This is a genomic window from Mycobacterium sp. NGS41 (assembly GCF_059812725.1).
The window spans coordinates 1-1,208 of record NZ_JCALDF010000073.1; the positions used below are offsets into that span (position 1 = coordinate 1).

The 1,208-nt window shown below is 62.7% G+C and carries 1 protein-coding gene; it reads left to right on the top strand.

Going from position 1 to position 1,208, the window contains the following annotated elements:
• Positions 1-133: 133 nt before the first annotated feature.
• On the top strand, positions 134-1,208 hold a 1,075-nt coding region (locus AC5Y21_RS25965), incomplete at its 3' end, for an IS110 family transposase (protein ID WP_499917014.1).

Genomic DNA, 1,208 nt, shown 5'->3' on the forward strand with positions numbered 1-1,208 from the left:
GCGCTGATATAGATCGTTGGTCCTTCACAAACGCCTCCGGGGGTGTCAGGAAGGGATTGTCAGAAGTTCCCTTTTTGAGGATCTGAGCGTTCGGAGCGCTCGGGTTCTCTTGACACGCCCCGGAGGTGTTGTTGTGTCTGTGCATGCTGCTCCAGTCACGTTGTCCACGATCGTCGTTGCCGTCGATGTCGGCAAGACCTTAGCGATGCTGTCGGCAACCGACAGCGCCCGTCAACGGTTGTTGGGTCCTGTCGAGTTTGTGATGAGCCGTTCGGGCTTGGCTGCGGTGGTGCATCGAGTAGCGGCCATTGTTCCGTCATCTGCCCAGGTGAAGGTAGGTGTCGAAGCGGCAGGGCATTATCACCGTCCGGTGCTGGATTATCGATGGCCGCCGGGGTGGGAGGTGCTCGAACTCAATCCGGCCCATGTGGCCGAGCAGCGCCGGGTTGCCGGTCGACGGCGGGTAAAGACCGACGCGATCGATTTGGAAGCGATCACCGATTTGGTGTTGGCCGGGCGGGGACAACCAGCGGGAGCCACACCGCAGCTGCTGGGTGAGATCGGGGCGTGGGCGGCCCATCGCAATCGTCGGGTAGCGGTACGTACAGTGACAAAGAATCAGTTGCTGGCCCAACTCGACCGCGCGTTTCCTGGATTAACGATGGTGTTGCCGGATGTGTTGGCCACCAAGATCGGTCGGCTGATCGCCGCGGAATTGGCCGACCCGGCCCGGGTGCGCGCTTTGGGGCCAACTCGATTGATTCGGTTCGCCCGTGTGCGTGAAGTGAGGCTACGCCGAGAGTTGGCCGAACGTCTGGTCAGTGCCGCGCGTGAGGCGTTGCCGGTCAGTGATGCCGCCGCGGCGCGGCGAGTGTTGGCTGCCGATGTGGCGCTGTTAGCCGATTTGGACCTTCAGATCGCGGCGGCCGAGTCCGAGTTGGCCACACTGATCCCCCACAGCCCATTTTCGACGTTGACCACAGTGCCCGGCTGGGGAATTATCCGGGTGTCGAAATATGCTGCTGCCCTGGGTGATCCACACCGGTGGCCGGGCCCTCGGCAGATTTATCGAGCCGCCGGGCTGTCACCGGTGCAGTACGAATCAGCCGGTAAACGCCGCGATGGAGCCATCAGCCGCGAGGGCAGCGTGGCGCTGCGTCGAGCACTGATCGATCTCGGTATGGGTCTGTGGCTGCAGGATCCGGCCG